Below are 22,027 nucleotides of genomic sequence, written 5' to 3'. Positions count from 1 at the left end.
ATTACAATCCGATTATGGATCAATGGACGGTGGAGTTGGCCCCGCAGTTGCGAGCGCTCGCCGCGCTCGCCGACCATGACGGGTACATGACCGGGGCCGCCGACGCGCTCGGGATCCCGCAGTCGTCGATGAGCCGGCGCGTGCACGCATTGGAGCAGACTCTCCGCATCCCGCTGATCTCGCGGGACGGCCGGGCGGTGCGCCTGACTCCAGCCGCGCGGCGCCTCGCCGAGACCGTCCGTGGGCCGCTCGCCGAGTTGGAGGCCGCCGTCGCCGACGTGACCGACGACTCCGACCCCGAGCACGGCACCGTCCGTTTCGGTTTCCCGCTCACCATGGGGCACGGCACCGTCCCGAGCCTGCTCGCCGATTTCAACCGGGCTCACCCCGATATCCGACTGCAGTTGAAGCAGGCCCACGGCGCCGAACTCGTCGACGACCTACGACGCGGCGACCTCGATCTCGCCCTGACGATCCCGCCGCCGGACGCGCTGCCTCACGCCGTCGTCGCGATTCAGGAGATTTGTGCGACCGTCCCGGCCGGGCATCGTCTCGCAGCGCGTTCACGCATCAATCTCGCCGACCTGTCCGGCGAGCGGTTCATCGCCAATCCGGCAACGTACAACCTCCGCCAACTGACCGAGACATGGTGCCGAACAGCCGGATTCGATCCGGACATCACAGTAGAGATCACCGAGTTCGCGACGGTCCGCGAGTTCGTCGGACTCGGACTGGGCGTCGCACTGCTGCCGTACACCCACCGACCGGAGGACGGGACGGCTCAGGTTCGCCTCCTCGGCGAGCATCGCCGTGCCGTGGGGCTCTCCTCAGCGACGTCGCGCCTGAATCCGGCCGCACGAGGACTGTCGGACTTCATCATCGAGCGGACCGGGTTCGCCAGCAGCGGCCACACGCGGACCCATTCATCTTTCGGATGCACCGGTGGGTAACGGAGAGACAAAGCGGCACCTAGAGTGAAGTAGCTTCGCAGCACCCGAAATCCGAGGTATGCAGGAACATACCGGATGATCCGTGGACGAGTGGCCAAACAAACGCAGACGGTCACGACCATCGGCATGCCGAGGATGGTCGCCACCACTGGCTGCCATGCCATCTGCAGGAACGTCATGTGGAACGGCACCTCCGCAATGACAGCGAACAACAGCAGTGGAGCGAGCATCGCCCGACGGGCGGCATTGACCAATTGAAAGGGCAACACAAAGGTTCCTGTCATGGAACGGCGGTCGAAGAGGATCGAACGATTGTGTGCCGCGATGTGATAAATGCTGCGAAACCAGCGCGTCCGTTGTTCGCGGAGGTGTGCATAGGTGCGCGGCGTCTCGCTGTAGTACACGGCTGTCGGATCAGCGACGGTGTAGTAGCCGGCCGAGTTCAGACGCAGGCAGATGTCGGTGTCCTCACCGTTCATCCCCTGCACCATCGGCCCGACTCGCGTCAACGCGCTCCTCCGGTATGCAGCGAACATGCCCGGCACCCCGAGTACCCCCTGGTATCCAGTGAGCGACAGCTGGAAGAACCCATGCCGCACGTACACCTCGACGAGCCGTACTTTGTCGATCCACGTCTGCTCCGCTGCTGGCAAGGGCATGCCCCCGACAGACCCGACCCGCGGATCGACGAAGTGTCGCATCGCACGCTGCAGACAGTTGGGACCGATGACTGTGTCCGCATCGATCCGAACGACGAATTCCTCGGTAATCCGTGCAATACCCGTATTCAAGGCGATCGCCTTTCCCGGCTTCGGGCAGTCAGTCACCTCGCCGGTGAGGGACGTGCACGCCGCGATCGCTTCCCTCGCTACTCGGGCAGTCGAGTCGCTGGACGCGTTGTCGACGACATAGAGACGGATGTCTCCGCCATAAGTCTGGGCTGCACGGTCGACTGAGGCGATCGTGTCGGCGATGTCGTGCGCCTCGTTGTGCGCAGGCACGATGACCGCAGCCCGCGGCGAGAACATGATCGAGTCCATCCGACGCAGTCGTCGCCAGCCGAAGGCTGCCGTCACACATGCGAGTATTTGTTGCACGAGAAAGACACCCGGCCCGATTCCGCCGAGGATTGCAATCTGCTGTAGCGCATCGACTTCCGCACCGAGCAGTCGCAATGCGAGCGTCGCCCCGAACAGTGCGACGACGAGCGAGAACGCCAGGATCAGGTACGCCGAAAGCGGCGTGCGCGGGCCGAGAGGCGCAGGCCCGTCCGCAGGCAGTCGCGCCTGGCGCATGATCGTGTGCGGCAGGATCGCAAGAGCAACCAGCCCCGAGATCAACTGCAGTCCGAATACCGGCACCGACATGAGCCCGAGGTGATGCAACGCCCACCCGATCGCGTCGAGCCCCAAGCAGAACGCTGCGAACTTCCCGACCAGCGACGCCCCCAGCACGGCCCTCCGCCACACATTCGAATAGGCGAACGCCGCGTATGCAATAAAGAAGATGACAATGAAAAGCCTCGTGGGGACGGCTGCGTCGCCCCGATCCGCCGCGAACAGCACGATATCGTTCGGTCCAATGTCGAGTCCGCTCCGCACGCTGACGGTCCGCACGCACATCGCTACGATGCACAACGCCGCGAAGACCACCAGGAACCCGTTGGTGCCCGACGCCGGACGATCGACTGCATAATCCACCGGCGCACTGTCGACGGATCGGAAGTAGTCGACCGCCGGCTCCCGTACCTCCCCGGCGCCAGTCATCCCGGCGCGACCGCTCGCCGTGGAGCGTCATCGATCGGCAAACCGTCTGCGGTGAAAGCGACCGCACCGTTCCCGGTGATGACCTGTGCCGACTCTGTGCCGAACGGCGGCAAGGCCGTCGCCCCGTGACCGACGGGTACGACGACCAGGCCCGCGACCCGGTTGCCGACCGAACCGCAGGCGACAAGGACGCCATCGGCCATCGCGGTGACATCAGTACGCGGCGGGCTTCCGGATACGAGGCGTCCGTCGGCGACTGCAACCGGCGTCGACACTCTCCCGTCGGCACCGATCTGGATGAACGGTGTGCCAGGTTCGGGGGCACGCCCCCACAGGTAGTCGGGCGCCGCATCCACAGGCATGAACTGTGCGAGCACTGGCACCGCCGAATTCAACACTGCAACTGTGTCCTCGGCAGGTGTCGCGGACACGTACACGGCGAAGCCTGGCGCGAGTGTTCGGGGGATCGCAGTGAATCCCGCACCCGGATCGTCGCCGAGGGACAACACCGAATCGGGGTCCAGTGCCATCGAGTACGGAGTCTGTCGCACATCGCAGCCACCTAGGTCACGGTCGCGTTGCACCGTGAACGTCAGTGTGTTGTCGATCCGTTGAGCTTCCGCAGGCAGCGCGATGGTCGTGACGGGGCGGTCCCTACGAACAGGTCGTGAATCTATGAGTCGGCCATTGAGTGAAGTATCAACGATCCATGTGAGGTCCGGTGGGCTCGCAGGCAGGTGCCAACCGACTCGCGCCGACGCCGGGAGGTGACCGTCGGACAAGTCGGCCAGTGAGTACGAGACTCGCCAGGTGTGCGAATCGACGACCGTCGCAGTGGCGAGATCGGCGCCGAGGTCGCCCAGATCGACGTCGCCCAGCGTTCCCTGTTCAGATGGCACCCGACGCGGATCCCCACCGGTGCCGTCCGCAGTAGCCACGAGTGGACCCGTGATCTGTCGCGTCGCCTCTGTCGCCGATGGGCTGTGCACTGCGAGGGCGGGCATGTCACCGATCGTGCCGACCGAAATCGGGTCGTCCGATGACGCGCTCCAGCCGAGTTCATTGAGCTGCTGGTCGGTGCCCACCATAATGAGGTCGCTTCGGTCATCGGGCACGGAGTCGGTGTACGTCACTCTATGGCCGGACTGAGTGAGTCCGACGCCGAGTTGCGCGGCAACAGTCCGCCATGGATTCTCGCCGTTCGGTACCACCACGGTGACAGTGTCGTCCCACGACGCGACGACGTCGCGCACCGTGCCGACCGGCTCGTCGAGTTCGGCTTCCACGACGGTGTCTGCTGCGATGTGGACGTTGGCCCCAGTGGAGTGGTCAGTTGAGCACGTCTGGTCGTGCAGCGAGCCGTCCAGCCGGAGTTGTACACGCACCTGCCCGTCCGCCACTGCCCCCTCGGGGACATCAACAGTCCGCTCGAGTTCGCCGTCCCCGTGGGAGAGCTCGCTCCGGTCGACCTGGTCGCCGTCGACGGTGACGGCGAGGAAGGCCATGGCGTCGTGCCCGACCTGTGTGCTGCCACGCAGGCGGATCCGTGTCTGCGATTGCCCGACGTCTACGGGGACACGGACCGTGAAGCTTGCCGACGGTGTGTCGTCGTTCAGCCACAGCCCGTCCGGGTGACCGCTGCCGTCGACGGTCCGCTGCATGTGTCGATCGGCGGACACGTGAAGACTGTCATCGTCTGCCGAGCGAGCGAACCACTCGGGTCGTGCCACTAGTAGCACGAGGAGCAACACACAAGCGACAGCGAGGATCCACCACGCGAACGGCGGCACCGTCCGCTGGTGCTCGCTGCGGTGGTACCCGCTCGACTCGTCGGGCGAACTATCGCCGTTCACTGCGTCGTCGTCTCTCTGGCGGCGACGCGTTCTCGATTCCAACAGGACTCAGCGGGCACGTGGGCAGGCTTCACTCGGGCCGCATGGACACGGGCAAGTTCGATCTCCGCGACGAGCAGGTCGGACCGCAGCCCGATCGGGTCGAGACCGAGATTGACGAGATGGTCATTGCGGGCTGATAGATCGTTCACCTCCGCTTCGCGACGAGGGTTCTCCACATGACTCACCACGGCCCCGCTGAGCTCGGCGACAATGGCCGCGAGGTCTGACACCCGGTGGGTCTCAGTCATCTGATTCATCACGCGGACGCGGTCCCCGACGTCATCGCCCGACTCGACGGCCAGCGCGATGCACTGCACACTGTCGTTGATGTTGATGAACGCCCTGGTCTGCCCTCCCGACCCGTGCACCGTCAACGGGAGGCCGACGGCTGCTTCGACAAGGAATCGGTTCAGGACCGTGCCGTAGTCGCCGTCGTAATCGAAGCGGTTCACCAGTCGCGAATCCAGCGAGGTCTCTGCCGTTTGACTGCCCCACACGATCCCCTGGTGCAGATCGGTGATCCGCAGGCCGTCGTTGACCGCGTAGAACTGGAACAGAAGCTGATCGAGCGACTTCGTCAGGTGGTACACACTGCCCGGCTGCGTCGGATAGAGGATGTCCCGGACGTGTGTGTCGCCGTCACGGTCCGGATAGCTGACCGTCAGATACCCTTCGGGTAGGTCCATCGGCACCGTGTCGTAGCCGTACACGCCCATCGTGCCGAGGTGGACGACGTGTGCGTTCACCCCTACCTCGGTGACCGCGGCCAGGAGATTATGAGTCGCGTTCACGTTATTGTCGACCGTGTACCTCCTGTGCGTCGGCGACTTCATCGAGTAGGGCGCGGCTCGCTGCTCGGCGAAGTGCACGATAGCGTCCGGTCTGATGTCACCGAGTACCTGTACGAGACGCTCGTAGTCAGTTGCTACGTCCAATGGCTCGAAGCCGATCGACGTGCCCGTCACTTCTCGCCACGCAACCAGCCGCTCGGGCAAGGAATTGACCGGCGTCAACGAGTCCACGCCGAGTTCGCGGTCGATCTCACGACGCACCAGACTGTCGACGATCGTGATCGCGTGACCGCGCAAGGCGAGACGGAGGCTGCTCGGCCACCCGCAGAACCCGTCTCCGCCGAGCACAATGATTCGCATTCGAGGCTCCTCACATCGCTTTTCACCGAAGTCTGCGCCGGATCGAGCGGTCGCCGCTTCGCCCGCCGCGGGTGATTTCTTCAGCCGGACGCGGCTGATTGCGGCACAACCGAAGCAATCGGCCGATAGACCGGCTGCGATCCACGAGACGAGGTACACCGATGTCTGCCGCACTCAGCGTTCTCGTCCCCGACCACCAACGGCGATCCGTCGACGAACTCCGCGATCGACTGGACTTATCGTCCGGTGATCGCGCTTCAAAGAAGTCGGCGTACTGGATCATGCTGGTTCTCGCGGCCGTCATCGCCATCTCGGGAGTCGTGTCCGATTCGACGGCGACCGTGATCGGCGCGATGATCGTGGCCCCGCTGTCGATTCCCATCCTCGGGATCGGACTCGGCGTCACATCGCACGACTCGCGTCTCGTGCTACGCAGCGCCGGCCTGCTGACCGCGGGCGTCGTCGTGGTCGTCGCACTCGGCTACGTGTTCACTCTGCTACTGCCAGACGCGACGGACGTGCTCACGAACTCGCAGGTGACCGGTCGGACCTCACCCACGCTGATGGATCTGACCGCCGCCCTCGCGACCGGTGTCGTCGCCTCGCTGGCACTCACGCGTCGCGACGTCGGAGACGTGCTGCCCGGCGTCGCCGTCGCGATCTCCCTGGTCCCCCCGCTCGGCGTAGTCGGTGTGTGCCTCGGCTCCGACGCACCGGGGCTCGCCGTCGGAGCGTTCATACTGTTCGTCTCTAACGTCGTCGCTCTCGTGCTCACTGCAATGATCGTGTTGACGCTTGCTGGCTACCATAGGAAGCCAAAGACCACAGGCAGGCACCAGTGGCGCGCGTACGCGATCGTGGCGTCGGCGCTCGTCGCCGTCGCCGTTCCCATGACGATCAACTCGATGACTTCGCTGTGGTCGGCGCAGATCGCAGACGCCGCTAGCGGCTGGATGGGCCAGGTGCCAGGGGCTCAGGTCGCCGACGTCACCCTGCATGGCAGCACTGCGACTGTCTTCGTGCTCGGCCCCGCCGAACTCCCTCCCCTCGGCGACCTGCAGGAGTCAGTCGACGCCCTGGTCCCGTGGCATCCTCGCGTCGTCCTCGTCCACGTCGTGGGCGACCGGACGACCAGCGCACCGTGAACCGCGGGAGCGCCTGCCGTGTGGTTCAGTCCGCGAAGACGTCTCGGAGGGTCGCCTCTTCGGCGTGCGACAGGTTGGTTGAGATGAGGGTGGGCGACTGACCCGCGAACTCCTCGTGGACGCGGTCGAGAGTTGCGTCGGAAGTGAGGACGAACAGCGCTGACGTTCCCGGCGTGACCTTGTCCCGAACCGATTCGATGAAGTCGTCATCGATGCCGACGTCGGTCAACGCTCCGGTGAGCGCTCCCATCGCAGCCCCCACTGCCGCACCGAGCAACGGCACCAAGAAGATCAGCCCGAACAACATGCCCCAGAACGTTCCTCCCAGGGCCCCCGCAGCCGTCAGGTTGTCAGCCTGGCGGGTCTTCGGCTTCTTGGCAGCATCCGGCCACGAAACGGTCGCAGCGTCGTGCACCGTGATCAGTTCCTGCTTCTGCAGATCACGCAGGGTGGTGAGAGCCGTCTCTGCGCCGGTCGGCGTCGGAAATTTCCAAACAGTGAGTGTTCCGGCCATGGTGATTCCTCTCTGAAGCGGGTATCGGACCGTCCAGCCCGATACCTCGATCGTCCAGTCTGGTGGTCGACCGGGCACGACTTCTCACCCGCGACGGGCGACCGCGCGCCTTGTGCGGACTACGATTCCTCGCATGACTTCGGACCTGCCGGTCGGGACGATCCTCGACACCGACGACCCCGCGCAACTACATGCGTCCAAGCTCAACCGACACACGTTCTGGTGCGGCCAGAGCGGCTCGGGCAAAACATACGCGCTCGGCGTACTGCTGGAGCAGGTCCTTCTGCACACCATGCTCCCGATCGTCGTCCTCGACCCCAACACCGACTTCGTGAAGCTCGGATCAGTGCGCGACGACGCTGGCCCTGACGGCGCGAGGATCACCGATCGGGACATCCGCGTCCTGCGGCCCGGGACCAGTGGCGACCCGCTGAAGGTTCGGTTCGTCGATATGGACATCCGGTCGCGCGCCGCAATCCTGCAACTCGACCCGATCCTCGATCGTGAAGAGTTCAACGTGATGTTGCGGACCGACGCCGTGCAGATCGACCAGATCGATGAGCCTCTCGTCGACGTCCTGCGTCGCAGCGATGAGCCGCAGTTTCACCAGATCGCCATGCGGTTGGAGAACCTCGGCGTCACCGACTGGGATCTGTGGGCGTGGGGCCGGCCGGACGTCACCGATGTGATCGATCAGCGCGCAGACGCCACCGTCGTCGACCTCGGATCGTTCGGGACGCCGGAAGAACAGCAGGCGACCGCACTGGCCGTCCTCGATCACCTGTGGGCACACCGCGATGAGCGCATCGGCCGTCTCGTGGTGATCGACGAAGCGCACAACTTGTGTTCGCCGGCACCTACGACACCACTCGAACGCCTGCTCACCGAGCGGATCGTCCAGATCGCAGCGGAGGGTCGGAAGTACGGCATCTGGCTGCTGCTGTCGACGCAGCGTCCGTCCAAGGTTCATCCGAACGCGGTGTCGCAGTGCGACAATCTCGGATTGATGAAGATGAGTTCGGCGAGCGACCTCGCCGAACTCGGTGATGTGTTCGGCTACGCACCCGACGCATTGCTGCAGCGGTCACCGACCTTCGGTCAGGGGCAGGTCCTGTTCGCGGGTGGTTTCACGACCGCACCCCAACTGGTCCAGATCGCGCCGCGGCTGACTCACGAGGGTGGTTCGGACGTAGCTGTCGCCCTGCGCTGACAAGCCGTCCGGCTGCGCCGACAGTCAGGTCCGCATCGGTCAGGCGGTTACACCGCCGATGCCCTTGCCGATCAGTACTGCGCCGATCACCAAAATCAGCACGGCCATCACGCTCTGACTGTTCTCCTGCAACCACGTCTTCAGCGAGTCCAACGGTGCCCGGAGCCGATCCGCCGCGAACTGGAAGCCGATCACCGGGACCGCCACCGTCGCACTCGCAATCGCGGTGTACACGATGACGGCGACCACATCACCCGATCCGCTGAGCCCCGCGCCGCCGATGGTGATGCCCGCAGCTGCGCAGAGCATCAGGTTCTTCGGGTTGATCGCGGCCAGGACGAAACCGATGCCGGCACCGGGAAGCACCGTCATCTCGTCGATCGCCGACATCCACTTCGGTGTTGTCGCCTCCGCTGATCGGGATCTCCACTGGTGCACTCCGAACGCGACGAGCACGACGCCGAGCGCGAGTTTGATCCAGCCGCGCCCCGCCGGACTGCCGTCCATAGCCTGCCCCAGGAATACGAACAGCGTCGTGGCCGCTGCCACGCCGATCGTCCATCCGCAGGCGAAGCCGAGACTCGCCGTTCGGGCGTGCACGCCCATCAGCATCAGGATCGCCGCGATGATCGGGACCGGCGACACCGCGACGCCGACGGCGAGCGGCAGCAGGTCGCCGACCACCGCGCCGAGCACCGCGCTAGTCCGTCCGCCAGGTCGTAACGGCCCAGATCACAACCAGGTCGAGCGCGATCACCAGGATCGACCACCACGGGTAGTAGGGCAGCCAGAGGAAGTTCGCCACGATCGAGACTCCGGCGATGACGATCGCCGATACCCGCGCCCAGGTGGCCCCGGACATCAACCCGATCGCGATGAGCACTCCGAGCGCGCCGACGATCAGGTGGATCCAGCCCCACGAGGTCGTGTCGAGGGCATACGTGTACTCCGGTCCGACGACGAACAGGTCGTCTTCCAGCACCGCGGACAATCCTTGAAAGAAGGCGAGCAGGCCTGCGACGAACAGCAGGATCGCGGCGGCGAACGTGGTGGTGCCCGACACGCCTTGCCGGACGGGATTGGCCTCTCGGTCATCTGTTGTGTGTGTCATCATCTTTCCTCTCACTCGTTGGTTCTCGGTCGTCATTCTTCGGTGCGTAGTTCGCTGGCGGCTTCGCGGTTGCTGGCGAAGACACGGTCGGATTCCTTGAGGACGCCGAGTGTCCGCAACCGCGGTCCGACGGCTTCTCTGAGTCGGCTGAATCCGAGAGTGATGTCGTTCGCGGCGAGCCAGTCGCGCAACCGTTCGAGGGCTTCGGCGGCTGTCACGTCGACGTCGGTGACCGCCTCCAGGTCGAACACGAGGTGCTTCACCGGCTTCTCCGCTGCGGCGATGGAGGCCTTCGCCGACCGGACGACGGTGTCGGCGTTCGCGAAGAACAACGGTGCAGCGGGCCGCAGCACGATCAGACCCGGTGCGGTGATCGTCTTGTCGGCTGCGGTGAAGCGCTTGCCCGGAGTCGGGTCCGACTCGTCGGCGTGCAAGACGTCGACCGCCGGATTCGACGCTCGGCGAGCGATGTTGACCACTGCCAGCACGAACGCTACGACGATCCCGGCGATCGATCCGACGAAGATCGTTGTGGCGAAACAGACGGCAGCGATCGAGAACTCGAACCGCTCGACGCGCCACAGCCGGGCGAACTTCCCGATGCCGAGCAGCGGGACGACGGCGACGGCGACGATCGCACCGATCGCCGGCGACGGGATGCTGGTGAGCAGACCCGTTCCGAACAACAGCAACACCAGCGTGACAACCGCCAGGACGAATGACGGGAGTTGTGTACGCGACGCCGCCTGGTCCATCGCCGCCGTCCTCGACGTGGACGAACCCACGGAGAAGCCGCCGGTGAAGCCTGCCGCGACGTTGCCCACCCCGAAGGCCGCCAGATCGCGGTCGGCGGAGACTTCGTAGCCGTGCTTCTCCGCGTACGAACGGGATACCAACAGCCCCTCGACTGTCGTGACCATCGCCAAGGCGATTGCGGACGGAACTAACGCGAGCCATTGGGCGACGCTGAGGGAGGGCCAGGTGAAGATCGGCGGACCGCCCGGCACCTCGCCGAGCACCGACACCCCGTGATCATCGAGATGGGCCGCGGCGACGATCACGGTCGCACCGACGAGGACGATCAACGCCCATGGGACGCGCGGCAGCCGCGTGCGCCACGCGAGGAGCACGATCAGCGACACCCCTGCAATCAGCACCGACCATCCGTTCGCGTCGGGCAGACCGGTGATCAACCCGCCGAGTTTGCCGACGAACTCGTCGCCCGGCTCCAGATGGACGCCGGCCATTTTCGCGGTCTGGGACACCAGGATGTCCAAAGCGAGACCGCCGACGAAGCCGGTCAGGATGGGCTCAGACAGGTAGTTCGCAAGGAAGCCCAGCCGAAAGACAGACATCAGCAGAAGGACAACACCGCAGATGACCGCCTGTGCCATCGCCATCGCCGCATAGTCGTCCCCGGACACCGCAAGACCACCGATCGACGAGGCGACGAGCGCCGCGGCCGCGGCGTCCGGCGACGCGACCAACTGTCTCGAGGACACGACCAGCGCGTACAACACCGTTGGGATGATCAGCGCGTACAGGCCCGCGATCGGCGGCAGCCCGGCGATCTGGGCGTAGCCGATGTTGAGCGGAATCGAGATCGTGACGAGCGTGATCCCAGCCATCGTCTCCCGCGCGATGTTGCGCTTGGTCAGCCCGGGTATCACCCGATAGCCACGAAACCTCGCTGCGACGAGCCCGGTGGACACCTGGCGCTCACCTCCGTCCTCGCTCACCTTCGCTTTCGCTCAGCTGTCGCCGTTACGGCAGCACGATGTTGAACGCCGGATCGGGTTCGTCGACGACCTCAATCAATCGCGCGAAGGCACCGCGATCACCGGTGAACTCCACGCCCGGAGACGTGTCGTCACCGCCGAGCAGTGCGAGCAGGCGCGGCTTGGTCGTGGCCACGGTCACGTCGGCGGGGCCGTCCTTGTCGAGCCTGCGACGGTGGATCAGGACACCGTTGCTGAGCGCGACGCGGTGCGTCTCATCGAGGTCGGTGAATGTGACATCGAGCGACAGTCGTTCGCCCCATGCCTTCGGACCGTTGATCGAGATCGCGACCGAATCGAAGATCTGCGCTGGTGTCAGTTGAGCGAGGATCTCCGGCGCGTTGGGATTGGTCGGCGTCCCGAAGTTGGCTCCACGCAGTTCGGTGGCGCCGGACAGATAGAAGTTGCGCCACGTCCCGTTCTCGACCGTGTACGCCAGCTGGTCGAGGGTGTCCGCGTACAGCGCACGCCCGTCCGAGTGGTCGGGGTCGACGAACACGACATGATCCAGGAGCGTCGCCGCCCACCGGTAGTCACCAGACTCGTATGCGGCCCGCGCTACGTCGACGGTCTTGTCGATCCCACCGATCGCGTCGACGTAGCGAGCCGACAGAGCCTCCGGCGGGTGCGGCCACAGTCGGGCCGGGTTGCCGTCGAACCACCCGATATATCGCTGATATATCGCTTTGATGTTGTGACTGACCGAACCGTAGTAGCCGCGCGCGTGCCACGCGTTCTCCAAGGCGGGCGGAATCTGCATCGTCTCCGCGATCTCAGCGCCCTGGAGACCCTGATTGATCATCCTCAGCGTCTGATCGTGCAGATAGCCGTAGAGATCGCGTTGGAGCGTCAACATCTCGACAATGCGATGGACTCCCCAAGTCGGCCAGTGGTGCGGCGAGAACATCACGTCCACGCGGTCGCCGAAGATATCGATCGCCTCGTTCAAATAGCCCGACCAGCCATGCGGATCACGGACCACTGCGCCGCGCAGGGTGAGGAGATTGTGCAGGGTGTGCGTGGCGTTCTCCGCGATGCACAGCGCTCGGAATCGCGGCAAGTAGACGTGCATCTCCGCGGGGGCCTCCGTCCCCGGGGCCATCTGGAACTCCATCTCGACACCGTCGATCGTCAGCGTCTCACCAGTGGTGTGAATGTCGATGGTCGGCACCACAATGCCCGCGGCACCGGTGGACGGGGCCTGACCGAGACCTGCTCCGACGTGGCCGGATGGTCCGTGCGCAAGGGCCGCGCCGTACATGTATCCGGCGCGCCGCCCCATCGCGGTGCCCGCGTAGACGTTCTCAGCGATGGCGTGCTCGACGAACCCCTCTGGAGCGATCACCGCCACATCACCACGCGCGACCGCCTCTTGGTCGGTAACGCCGAGGACGCCGCCGAAGTGGTCGATGTGGCAGTGGGTGTGGACGATCGCTTTGACCGGACGCTCCCCGCGATGAGCGCGGTAGAGGTCCATAGCTGCCAGTGCCGTCTCACGCGAGGTGAGCGTGTCGATGATGACGACGCCCTCATCGCCTTCGACGATCGACAGGTTCGAGAGGTCAAGTCCGCGGACCTGATAGATGCCCGGAACCACTTCGAAGAGGCCCTGCATGCTCGTCAGTCGAGATTGACGCCAGAGACTCGGGTGGACCGTGTCAGCGGCGTCTTCTGAGTCCAAGAAGTCGAACACGTCGTTGTCCCATACCACCGTGCCGTCTTCGCTGCGGACTACGCCCGGTTCGAGCTTGCCAATGAATCCGCGACCGGCGTCGTCGAAGTCTCTGGTGTCGGTGAAGGGCAGCGATTCGCGTGCTCGACGGTGGGCTGCGACGACGAACTCACTCGCATCTGGTTGGGACATCGGTTCCTCCTCGATTTGGAAACGCACTCGAGTCTGCAGTGGTCCGAAGTGGACCCGTGGGAACAAGTGTTTCGGGTTCTACGGCTCCGGTGCGAACGACCTCATTCTTTGCGGGTGAGTCGAATTCGCGAGTCGTTTCAACCCGCGAACACGCCTCGCACCAAGCGTCGATCCGCGTAAGGTCTCCGCGTATGACCGACTTTCGCGCGTGGTCTTCCTCCCTCCAATTCCAGGCGCCACTGCAACAGCCGGGGCACCTTCCGCGCTCTCGAGTCATCGACGGAATCGACGACCGGATCGACACGTCACACGCGGTTCTCGTCGTCGCGCCGAGCGGTTACGGCAAGACGTCGGCGGTCGCCGAATGGGCGGAGAAGCGGTGCGAGCGCGTCGCCTGGGTGACGTTGAGCAGATTCGACACCGATGTCGACCGAATCCAAGCCGTCGTCCTGCGTGCGTTGCTGTCGCTCGTCGATCACCTGTCGTATGACGGGTTGCAGGCATTGCTTCGCGCCGACCCGTTCAGCGGAGTGTCGCCCACCGACTTCGATCACGTCGCCGAGGCCTTCGCCGACCTGGTCGAGCCCGTCTATCTGGTAATCGATGACGCGCACCGCGCCAAGGACGCTCTGGGCACCGGTCTCATCGGCGCGCTGATCGACGGCTCGTTTCCGAACCTGCACGTCGTAGTCGTCGGCACCAGCTACACAGAACTGGCGCTCAGCCGATTCTCGCTGACGCATCCGCGTGCGGTGATCCGTGCGGTCGACCTCGCCTTCGACATCGGCGAGGTCAGCCGGTTCGTCCGCCGCAATGACACCGCCCTGTCGCCCGATTTCGTACTCGACGCCACGAGGGGATGGCCTATCGCGGTCCGGGTCCTCGCGATGACGGGAGTCCGCCCCGACCTCGACGGCGACCACGGCGTCTTCCATTCCTACGTCCGTGACCACGTGTTGCCGTCCCTGCCGCCCGACCTCGCCGAGTTCGCGTTGGTGACCTCCGTGTGCCGGAGCATCACGCCGGCGCTCGCCGATCAGCTGACCGGGCGCACCGACAGCGCCGATCTGTTGGACCGGTGCGTCGCTGCCGCGCTATTCATCGACCGATACACGTCGTCGAACGGCGACGTGTATCGATGGCACTCCCTGTTCGCCGGCCACTGCCGCGACATCCTGGTCGAGTCCCGTCCGGGCACCGCAGCCAGCGCGCTCCGCGCCGCCGCGTCGTTCTTCGAGGACAGCAGCCCGCTGCACGCGGCCGAGTACTGGCTGAAGGCGGGCGAGCCGACGAACGCCGTGCGGGTCGTCCTCAGCCGGTGGGTCAACGCGGTGGTCGGCCCCGACGCGACCGCCCTCGACCGTCTCTGCGTCGCACTTCCCAGCCCCTGGGACGACGATCCCCGTGTGCTCCTCGTTCGCGCCTGCGTACACCAGTCCACCGGCGAATCGACGTACGCCAAGATGCTCTACACCCGTGCCGTGGCGCGCGGACAAGACTTCGTGACTCCCCCTGACAGCGGCGACGACTACTCCGTCATCCTCGAGCAGGCACGACTGTTCCTGGTCGACGACCGCACCGAACTCGGCGATGCCTGCGACACGGCGCGGCGCCGATTCGAGACGGTCACGGAGTCGACCCGAGACCGAGTGCCCATGCTGTACCTACTCGGCTGGACCGAGATGCGTCTTCGCAGGGCTCCTGCACGCGCGATAGAGCTGCTCGACGCAACGGTGGCCGAAGCCCAGGCGATCGGTGCGACCGGTCTGGCCCATCACGGCCGAAACCATCTGGCGTTCAGCTACGTGTGGGCCGGGCACCTGCACGATGCCCGGCGAGTCGTCGAGGCAGCGGGAGCCGAATCCGGCGGCGACCCATGGGGTCAGTATGTGGGTGGCGGAGCCTCGTTCACGCGTGGATACCTCGCATACTGGCGAAACGATTTGCTGTCTGCCTCTGCCGAATTCGCGAGCTTGATCCGCTCGTCGGACTCGCCTCTGCTGTTCGGCGGTGCAGCACGGATGATGCTCGCGCTGACCGCCGCTGCACGCCGCGAACCCGGCGAGTGCCGGATCGCTCTCGACGAACTGTCGAGCATGCCGGGGCAGATGGATCAGGGCGTCTCGTGGCCCGCATTCCGCCATACCGCACTCGCCGTCTTGAACGAAGCCGCAGGGAATACTGCCCGGGCCATGCGGGTGGTCACGAAGTACGAACATACCGACAGCACACCGTTCGTGAGCGTGGTGCTCGCCGGTATCGCAGCGCGGGCCCGGCAGCTGCGCACAGCGGCACAGATGATGCACCGTTTGCAGCCTCAGTACCAGCAGATCTCGTACGTTCGAGTCGCAACGCTGCTCGCCGACGCCCAAGTGGCCCGGCATGACGGAGACCAGGAGCAAGCACACGACCTTCTCGAACGATCGCTCGATGCCGCTTCTGGAGAAGACATCCGCCGACTCTTCGCGGGTGACGGTGTCGAGCTGCGACAGTTGCTCACCGGGCATCTCTCGTGGGGCACACGACACGAAGACTTCCTCGCGTCGTGCCTCGCTCCACCGCCCAGGAAGGGTGTCCTGCACACCCTCTCCGAGCGGGAACTCGACGTGTTCACCCAGTTGCGCACCACCCGCACGATGCAGGAGATCGCCGAGAGCCTCGGTGTCTCGATCAACACCGTCAAGACACATCAGCGCGCGATCTACCGGAAGCTCGACGTCCGGTCGCGGCGCGAGGCAGTCCGTGTGACCGACTGAACCCACTTCGCCGTCGCCGTCATCCGCAGAGGGTGAGACGTGGATTCGCGGACACCTCGGTAGCCGACGATGACTGTCATGCTCGACGTCCTTTGGCGCATGCTGCCGGTCACCCTGAGCGTAATGGCGAGCCCGGTGGCGATTCTCGCAGTGCTGGGCATGCTGCAGTCGTCTCACCCACTTCTGGTGAACGTCTGCTATCTCGGAGGGTGGGTGGTGGCCACCTCCGGCTCACTCGTCTTCTGGCTTGCTGTGCTCTCGTACTTCGGCATCTCCGAGGCCCACACCGGCTCCGCTCTCGCGAGTGCGCTGCACGCGAGCATCTCCGTGCTGTGCTTCGCCGGCGCGGTGTGGTCGTATCGGCGGGCGCGGGCAACGTTGACGCGCCTCGCCGCGGCCCGCACCCTCGACGAGTTCGCGGCCGCCGCGCCGCAATTGCCCGGCCTCGTTAAGGACTCTGTGGGATACGGCGCGCGCCGATCATTCGTCGTCGGGCTCGGTGTCTTTCTCCTCAACCCGACGAATGTGTCGCTAGTGGCCGCGACCGCGATCGACCTTCTCAACGCGCACGTCTCGTCAATGCAAGTCGTCGGACTGAGTATCGGCTTCGTCGTGGCCGTGTCCCTGCCGCTGGCCCTGCCAGTCATCGCGGTCACGGCCGGACGCCGGGCGCCGGACCGGCTCATCACGCGAGTGCGCGGATGGGTCCTTCGGAACAACGGGTTCATCCGTGCATCCATGCTGCTCGTCGTCGGATTCCTACAATTGACGCGCGCAGTGACGGGCGGTCCGCCATGAAACGCTCGCAGGAAGTCCGCGCCGCGGTACAGACCTACCTCCGCAGGTTCGGCACCCGCCGAACGATCGGATCGGACGTCAAGGCAGGTGTCGTGCTCGGCGTCGAGAGCGTGCCAGACGGGTTGGCTGCAGGCGTCCTCGCGGGCGTCAACCCGCTGCTCGGACTCAACGCCTACCTGGTCGGCACGGTCACCGGGGCGTTGACAACCGGGTCAGTGTTCATGACCGTTCAGGCGACCGGCGCCATGTCGGTCATCATCAGCGACGTGCCGGCCGCGCAGGGTCCGAACGCGGCCTCCGTCATCGCCACTCTGACTGTGCTCGCGGGCCTCATCATGTTGGGTCTCGGGATGGCTGGCCTAGGGAGTCTGGTCCGGTTCATCCCGTCGGCCGTGCTCTACGGGTTCGTCAACGGAGTCGCGATCAACATCATCCTCGGACAGCTCGCCAACTTCACCGGATTCGCGGGCACCGGAGAGAATCGCGTCAGCCGAGCGGTCGACACCGCGGCCCACATCGGCCATTTCAGCTGGCCAACTGTGGCAGTGGGTGCGTCGACGATAGCGCTGATCTTCGCACTGGAAGCCCTCGGGGTGGGCCCACTGGGAATGGTCGTCGCGGTGGTCGTCGGATCAGGTCTCGCGTTCATCTTCCCGCAGGACGCGGTCGTCACGCTCGGCGACTCAGTCGACATCGGCCGCAGTCTTCCATCATTCGTCGCGCCGTCGTTGTCGGAGACGCCCGCACTGCTTGTGCCCGCGTTGTCGTTGGCGCTCGTCGGGCTGGTGCAGGGTGCGGCCGTCTCCGGGTCGACCCCGAACCCGGACGGCCACTACCCGAACGCATCGGCGGACTTCCGCGGGCAGGGCTTGGCGAACATCGCCTCAGGCGTGCTCCAAGGCATGCCCGTAGGCGGATCGATGTCAGCGACGTCGTTGGCCCGGTCGGCGGGCGCACGGAGCGCGTTCGCGAGCATGGTCGCCGGCCTCGTCATGGTGGCCACGATCCTGGTGTGCGGTCCGCTCATCGAAAACGTGGCAATGCCCGCACTCGCGGGCCTCCTAATCCTCGTCGGCGTCCGTACGCTGAAGCCCCACCAGTTCCGGATGATCTGGCAAGCGGGGCGAGTACAGGTCGCCGTGTTCTCGGTGACCTTCGCATTGACCATGACGATCCCCCTCCAGTACGCGGTGCTCTCGGGAGTGGGATTGGCCGTGATCCTGCACGTCGTACAGCAGTCCAACCGGGTGAGGGTCGTCCAGTGGACGTTCGACACACCCGATTCTCGACCACGGGAGACCACGCCTCCGTCCGCCCTCGAGCCCGGCGACGTCGTCGTTCTCTCACCGTACGGAACGCTCTTCTTCGCTTCAGCACAAGCGTTCCGATCTCAACTGCCGACGCCAGTCGCCGATGCGCGCGGCGCAGTCGCCATCATCCGTCTTCGAGGGACGGACGAATTGGGGGTCACGTTCCTCACCATGCTCGGCGAGTACGCGATCGAGCTTCATCGTGCACACGCCACTCTGATGTTGAGCGGAGTCGGCGGCGGCCTCGACGATCAACTCACCGCGACTGGGGTTCGCGAGCAGATCGGCGACAACAACATCTTCTTGAGCCGCAGCCGACTCGGCGACTCGGTGTTCGACGCGTTGGGTCGGGCGCGGGAACGCCGCCAAGAGGGCTGACCGTTCGCTGCCTCGGCGGCGGCCGAGACGTTGGCGTCAGTTGAGCAGTTTCGCCTTCGCGGCGGCGAACTCGTCATCGGTGAGGAGTCCCTGAGACCGCAGATCCGCTAGTCGCGTCAGCTCACCCGTCAGGTCGGATGCGGGCGACGCGGAGCTCGGCGACTGGTATATCGGGGCGGGTTCGGGCGCCATCCTGTCGACAGCACGCTGCGCCTGGCGACTGTTGACTGCGTTTGCTGTCCCGGCGACCACCGCGGTACGGGCGGCCAGACCGATCAGGCCTGGGCGGCCTCCTCGTCGCAACATCATGGTCTCGTTCTCCCGTCCTGCCGCTTCGCGTCGTTCACTCGGCCGCAGCCATTTCGGCGACGGTGTTCACCACATGTGCCGGAATACGCTCCACGGCGACCACCGAGGAGCCGTCCTCGTTCAGTGCGGCTGCGAGGTTTCTCGCCCAGACGAGCTCGAAGGCCACGATCGCCGCCGCCTGTCCCGCTGGCACATGCTCGAGCAGGTCGGTGACATCGTCATCACCGATCAGCCCGGGCGCCGCGAGCGCGGTACCGGCGAGCGCGAACTCGGTGCGGTCCACCTCGTCTACCAGCACCGAACCACTCTCGGCTTTCGTGACGACGACCGCATCGAGGAGCCGTATGACACCCGCATCAAGTTGCTCGGCCAACGCGTGGAACACGACTGTCGAGACCCGAGAGGCCCCCAACATGATGACGTTGATCTCGACCGGACCGAGTCCGCCCGCGCCCGCCAACGATTCGAAACCCATGACGTCTCCCCACTTTCGATGAACCTCCGGCCCGCCTCCCATTCGATGTTCGCACCGGGCGGCCAGTCGCAGTGGCCGCGTCACCCGCATCGGGCGAGACGCCGCAGGAGGTACGGCAGCGCCGACTCATACTCGATTCATGGCCGACACGCCCGTATCCGACCGCTCGTCTGCGCGGACGGTTCCACGCGGACTCGCGGTCCTTGTGGCGCTGGCTTCGATCACCGTCGTGACCGCCGGGATCAAGGTCACCGCGGGCATCGTCGGGCCGGTGTTCCTCGCGTTGATTCTGGTCATCGCGGTTCACCCGGCCGGCACGTATCTCCGCAGACACGGCTGGCCGCGTTGGTTGTCGGCGATCGTCGTCCTCGTCGCCCTATACGGAATACTCGTGGTGATCTTCGGATCGGTCGTCTTCTCGCTGGGCAGGCTCACGACCATCCTCCCCGACTATGCCGACAAGTTCGACGACCTCGTGGACGACGTCAAACAGTTCCTCCAAGATCACGGTGTCGCCACCGCGTCCGCGGACTCGATCCTCGGGAACATCGACTCGCACACGCTCATCTCGGCTGCAGGCTCACTGCTGTCGTCTGCGGTCTCGCTGACGTCGACGCTCATCCTGATCATCTCGGTCGCGCTCTTCCTGGTCGTCGACTCACTCGGAGTGGACGACCGGACGGCCGTGCTCCGCCACGTGCGGCCGAACATCGCCGAAGCCATGATCGGTTTCACGAACGGAACACGCCGGTACCTCCTCGTCACCACACTGTTCGGGTTCATCGTCGCTGTCCTCGACGCCGGCGTCCTGTGGGCGATCGGGATCCCGCTGCCGTTGTTGTGGGGACTGTTGTCGTTCATCACCAACTATATCCCGAATATCGGCTTCGTCCTCGGCGTCGTCCCGCCTGCTGTCCTCGGACTCCTCGAAGGCGGCCCCGGGACCATGCTCCTGGTCATCGTCGTCTACAGCGCGATCAACGTCGTCCTGCAGTCGTTCGTCCAGCCGAAGTTCGTCGGCGACGCCGTCGGCCTCTCTACGACCATCACTTTCCTCTCACTCGTCGTGTGGGGTTGGATCCTCGGCCCGCTCGGCGCGATCCTCGCTGTCCCGCTGACGATCTTCGTCAAATCGCTTCTCGTGGACGTCGACCCACAGACCCGGTGGATGAACATCTTCATCGCCGATACGGTGTCCGCCACCCCGAGCGGCCCATCGAACGAAGGATCAGCCGATGCTTGATGTGAACGGATTGGTGATCGTCGCCGTCGGCGCAGTGCTGTGCTTCTACGGAGTGCGCTCAGCTCACCTGGGCGTCCTTGCAGCCGGGTTCGGGGCCGGTTGGCTCATCGCGGCCCTGTTCAATCCCTCGACGACGACCCTGATCCTGTTCGGTCTGATCGGCGCTGTGTCGTCGTGGGTCATCGTGTCCTTGGTGTTCAAGTTCGCCACCTACCTCATCGGCGGGCTGGCTGGTGCTGTGGCCGGAGCCCGCATCGCCGACCTAGTGCAGCCCGGGGACAACTCGTGGTCGGCCAGCGCGATCATCGTCGTGGCGGTCGCGATCTCCGCGGCGTTCGCCGCCGACAAGTATCGGGAGCGCGCCCTCCTGTGGCTCACGTCGGTCGGCGGCGCCGCGATGGTCCTTCACGGGCTCGGACGAGCCGTAGACGCATTGGATTGGCTGCGGTCGGCAGACTCCACTGCAGGCGAAGTGGCAGGCACTGCGGCATGGGTGGGACTGTCGCTCGCCGGATGGATCGTCCAGCGACGGCTGTTCGCGGAGCGCCTCGGCGTCAAGCATCGAATCGGCCGTGCGAACGCAGATTCGTGACATGCGCTCCGCCGTGGCGGGGTCGGACGAATTCCCGTGTAACGCTCCCCCGTTCTGCGGCGATGCGCCGGGATCAGTACCGTAGTCGCCATGGCAGACATCATGATCATCGGTGGACACGGCAAGATCGCACTGCTTCTCGCCCCTCTGCTGAATGCGCGCGGCGACGCCGTGACCTCGGTCATCCGTAATCCGGAGCACGCCGACGACATCCGTGCCGCGGGCGCCACTCCGCTGGTCCTGGACGTAGAGAACGCCACCCGCGAGCAGCTCGCCGCTGCACTCGACGGATTCGACGCGGTCGTCTGGAGTGCGGGCGCGGGCGGTGGCAACCCGGATCGCACGTACGCGGTCGACCGCGACGCGGCGATCCGCACCATGGAGGCTGCGGGCGATGCAGACGTCGCCCGATTCGTCATGGTCTCGTACCTGGGCGCGCGGCCCGACCACGGTGTGCCCAGCGACAATTCGTTCTTCGCATACGCCGAGGCGAAGGCCGCGGCCGACACCGCACTGCGTGAGACCAACCTTGGCTGGACCGTCCTCATGCCCGGCGCACTGACGATGGACGAGCCGTCGGGCACCATCGACCCGGCCGCGATTCGAGCGGCGAACCTGCCCGGAACCTCGCGCGCCAACGTCGCACTGGTCGCATCCGCCGCACTGGCGACCCCGGAATCGATCCACCAGAACATCTCGTTCACCGACGGCAGCGTCCCGATCGAGGTCGCTCTCGGCGCACTCTGACAACGTTGGCACTCGGCCACGAACCCGTCACTCAC

The 22,027-nt window shown here is 65.4% G+C and carries 18 protein-coding genes and 1 pseudogene; 9 read left to right on the top strand and 10 right to left on the bottom strand.

The window, feature by feature from the left end; all coding sequences use genetic code 11:
* Positions 1-14: 14 nt before the first annotated feature.
* Positions 15-950, top strand: coding sequence for a LysR substrate-binding domain-containing protein (locus L5G33_RS03375; RefSeq protein ID WP_236996743.1), 936 nt, complete (start codon positions 15-17; stop codon positions 948-950).
* A 185-nt stretch (positions 951-1,135) separates the two neighbouring features.
* Here L5G33_RS03375 and L5G33_RS03370 read toward each other — a convergent pair.
* From L5G33_RS03370 to L5G33_RS03360, 3 genes and pseudogenes are all read right to left on the bottom strand, one after another.
* Positions 1,136-1,978, bottom strand: a pseudogene (locus L5G33_RS03370) (glycosyltransferase family 2 protein); the annotation flags it as partial.
* Positions 1,979-2,712: 734 nt separating this feature from the next.
* Positions 2,713-4,395, bottom strand: a complete 1,683-nt coding sequence (locus L5G33_RS03365; RefSeq protein WP_236996742.1) for a hypothetical protein — start codon at positions 4,393-4,395, stop codon at positions 2,713-2,715.
* Positions 4,396-4,565: 170 nt separating this feature from the next.
* The gene (locus tag L5G33_RS03360; protein WP_236996741.1) at positions 4,566-5,762 is read right to left on the bottom strand and encodes an NAD-dependent epimerase/dehydratase family protein; all 1,197 of its coding nucleotides are present in this window, start codon (positions 5,760-5,762) and stop codon (positions 4,566-4,568) included.
* A gap of 161 nt (positions 5,763-5,923) precedes the next feature.
* On the opposite strand from L5G33_RS03360, the gene L5G33_RS03355 reads away from it, so the two are divergent.
* The gene (locus L5G33_RS03355; protein WP_236996740.1) at positions 5,924-6,907 is read left to right on the top strand and encodes a TIGR00341 family protein; all 984 of its coding nucleotides are present in this window, start codon (positions 5,924-5,926) and stop codon (positions 6,905-6,907) included.
* A gap of 25 nt (positions 6,908-6,932) precedes the next feature.
* Here the strand turns inward: L5G33_RS03355 and L5G33_RS03350 are convergent, their stop codons facing one another.
* Positions 6,933-7,421: a DUF1269 domain-containing protein gene (locus tag L5G33_RS03350; protein WP_236996739.1), complete on the bottom strand. Its 489-nt coding sequence runs from the start codon at positions 7,419-7,421 to the stop codon at positions 6,933-6,935.
* Positions 7,422-7,554: 133 nt separating this feature from the next.
* Here L5G33_RS03350 and L5G33_RS03345 point away from each other — a divergent pair, with 133 nt between their 5' ends.
* The gene (locus L5G33_RS03345; protein WP_236996738.1) at positions 7,555-8,631 is read left to right on the top strand and encodes an ATP-binding protein; all 1,077 of its coding nucleotides are present in this window, start codon (positions 7,555-7,557) and stop codon (positions 8,629-8,631) included.
* Between the two features lie 39 nt (positions 8,632-8,670).
* Here the strand turns inward: L5G33_RS03345 and L5G33_RS03340 are convergent, their stop codons facing one another.
* Genes L5G33_RS03340 through L5G33_RS03325 form a run of 4 tightly spaced genes read right to left on the bottom strand, consistent with a single transcriptional unit; the run spans position 8,671 to position 13,384 of the window.
* Positions 8,671-9,327, bottom strand: coding sequence for a GAP family protein (locus L5G33_RS03340; RefSeq protein ID WP_236996737.1), 657 nt, complete (start codon positions 9,325-9,327; stop codon positions 8,671-8,673).
* Positions 9,328-9,331: 4 nt separating this feature from the next.
* Positions 9,332-9,742 (bottom strand): DUF7144 family membrane protein, encoded by a 411-nt coding sequence (locus L5G33_RS03335; RefSeq protein WP_236996736.1) that lies wholly within the window; start codon positions 9,740-9,742, stop codon positions 9,332-9,334.
* 32 nt (positions 9,743-9,774) lie between these two features.
* Positions 9,775-11,481: a SulP family inorganic anion transporter gene (locus L5G33_RS03330; protein ID WP_236996735.1), complete on the bottom strand. Its 1,707-nt coding sequence runs from the start codon at positions 11,479-11,481 to the stop codon at positions 9,775-9,777.
* A gap of 25 nt (positions 11,482-11,506) precedes the next feature.
* A complete protein-coding gene (locus L5G33_RS03325; RefSeq protein WP_236996734.1) occupies positions 11,507-13,384 on the bottom strand; it encodes an alkyl/aryl-sulfatase in 1,878 nt (625 codons plus the stop codon).
* A 191-nt stretch (positions 13,385-13,575) separates the two neighbouring features.
* Between L5G33_RS03325 and L5G33_RS03320 the strand changes: the two genes are divergently transcribed.
* The 3 genes from L5G33_RS03320 (at position 13,576) to L5G33_RS03310 (ending at position 18,626) form a co-directional block, all read left to right on the top strand.
* Positions 13,576-16,140, top strand: coding sequence for a helix-turn-helix transcriptional regulator (locus L5G33_RS03320; protein WP_236996733.1), 2,565 nt, complete (start codon positions 13,576-13,578; stop codon positions 16,138-16,140).
* Between the two features lie 78 nt (positions 16,141-16,218).
* A complete protein-coding gene (locus L5G33_RS03315; protein ID WP_236996732.1) occupies positions 16,219-16,938 on the top strand; it encodes a GAP family protein in 720 nt (239 codons plus the stop codon).
* Positions 16,935-18,626 (top strand): SulP family inorganic anion transporter, encoded by a 1,692-nt coding sequence (locus L5G33_RS03310; protein WP_236996731.1) that lies wholly within the window; start codon positions 16,935-16,937, stop codon positions 18,624-18,626. The genes L5G33_RS03315 and L5G33_RS03310 overlap by 4 nt, the downstream gene beginning before the upstream one ends.
* Positions 18,627-18,662: 36 nt before the next feature.
* Here L5G33_RS03310 and L5G33_RS03305 read toward each other — a convergent pair whose 3' ends face one another.
* Positions 18,663-18,935 carry an SHOCT domain-containing protein gene (locus L5G33_RS03305; protein ID WP_236996730.1) on the bottom strand — a complete coding sequence of 91 codons (273 nt, stop codon included), beginning with the start codon at positions 18,933-18,935 and terminating at the stop codon, positions 18,663-18,665.
* A gap of 34 nt (positions 18,936-18,969) precedes the next feature.
* The gene (locus tag L5G33_RS03300) at positions 18,970-19,410 is read right to left on the bottom strand and encodes a DUF6325 family protein (RefSeq protein WP_236996729.1); all 441 of its coding nucleotides are present in this window, start codon (positions 19,408-19,410) and stop codon (positions 18,970-18,972) included.
* A 139-nt stretch (positions 19,411-19,549) separates the two neighbouring features.
* On the opposite strand from L5G33_RS03300, the gene L5G33_RS03295 reads away from it, so the two are divergent.
* From L5G33_RS03295 to L5G33_RS03285, 3 genes are all read left to right on the top strand, one after another.
* On the top strand, positions 19,550-20,653 hold the full coding sequence (locus L5G33_RS03295) for an AI-2E family transporter (RefSeq protein ID WP_236996728.1): 1,104 nt from the start codon (positions 19,550-19,552) through the stop codon (positions 20,651-20,653).
* On the top strand, positions 20,646-21,245 hold the full coding sequence (locus L5G33_RS03290; protein WP_236996727.1) for a DUF4203 domain-containing protein: 600 nt from the start codon (positions 20,646-20,648) through the stop codon (positions 21,243-21,245). The genes L5G33_RS03295 and L5G33_RS03290 overlap by 8 nt, the downstream gene beginning before the upstream one ends.
* Positions 21,246-21,335: 90 nt before the next feature.
* Positions 21,336-21,992 carry an NAD(P)H-binding protein gene (locus tag L5G33_RS03285; RefSeq protein WP_236996726.1) on the top strand — a complete coding sequence of 219 codons (657 nt, stop codon included), beginning with the start codon at positions 21,336-21,338 and terminating at the stop codon, positions 21,990-21,992.
* Positions 21,993-22,027: the final 35 nt, after the last annotated feature.

Source organism: Gordonia liuliyuniae (assembly GCF_021738805.1).
Lineage (GTDB): Bacteria > Actinomycetota > Actinomycetes > Mycobacteriales > Mycobacteriaceae > Gordonia > Gordonia liuliyuniae.
This window is presented reverse-complemented; position numbering and strand designations above follow the sequence as displayed.

Coding starts and splice junctions, on each gene's coding strand:
- L5G33_RS03295 (WP_236996728.1), top strand. CDS start 19,550: ATGGCCGACACGCCCGTATCCGACCGCTCGTCTGCGCGGACGGTTCCA.
- L5G33_RS03315 (WP_236996732.1), top strand. CDS start 16,219: ATGCTCGACGTCCTTTGGCGCATGCTGCCGGTCACCCTGAGCGTAATG.
- L5G33_RS03360 (WP_236996741.1), bottom strand. CDS start 5,762: ATGCGAATCATTGTGCTCGGCGGAGACGGGTTCTGCGGGTGGCCGAGC.
- L5G33_RS03320 (WP_236996733.1), top strand. CDS start 13,576: ATGACCGACTTTCGCGCGTGGTCTTCCTCCCTCCAATTCCAGGCGCCA.
- L5G33_RS03355 (WP_236996740.1), top strand. CDS start 5,924: ATGTCTGCCGCACTCAGCGTTCTCGTCCCCGACCACCAACGGCGATCC.
- L5G33_RS03325 (WP_236996734.1), bottom strand. CDS start 13,384: ATGTCCCAACCAGATGCGAGTGAGTTCGTCGTCGCAGCCCACCGTCGA.
- L5G33_RS03375 (WP_236996743.1), top strand. CDS start 15: ATGGATCAATGGACGGTGGAGTTGGCCCCGCAGTTGCGAGCGCTCGCC.
- L5G33_RS03300 (WP_236996729.1), bottom strand. CDS start 19,410: ATGGGTTTCGAATCGTTGGCGGGCGCGGGCGGACTCGGTCCGGTCGAG.
- L5G33_RS03350 (WP_236996739.1), bottom strand. CDS start 7,421: ATGGCCGGAACACTCACTGTTTGGAAATTTCCGACGCCGACCGGCGCA.
- L5G33_RS03290 (WP_236996727.1), top strand. CDS start 20,646: ATGCTTGATGTGAACGGATTGGTGATCGTCGCCGTCGGCGCAGTGCTG.
- L5G33_RS03335 (WP_236996736.1), bottom strand. CDS start 9,742: ATGACACACACAACAGATGACCGAGAGGCCAATCCCGTCCGGCAAGGC.
- L5G33_RS03310 (WP_236996731.1), top strand. CDS start 16,935: ATGAAACGCTCGCAGGAAGTCCGCGCCGCGGTACAGACCTACCTCCGC.
- L5G33_RS03305 (WP_236996730.1), bottom strand. CDS start 18,935: ATGATGTTGCGACGAGGAGGCCGCCCAGGCCTGATCGGTCTGGCCGCC.
- L5G33_RS03285 (WP_236996726.1), top strand. CDS start 21,336: ATGGCAGACATCATGATCATCGGTGGACACGGCAAGATCGCACTGCTT.
- L5G33_RS03345 (WP_236996738.1), top strand. CDS start 7,555: ATGACTTCGGACCTGCCGGTCGGGACGATCCTCGACACCGACGACCCC.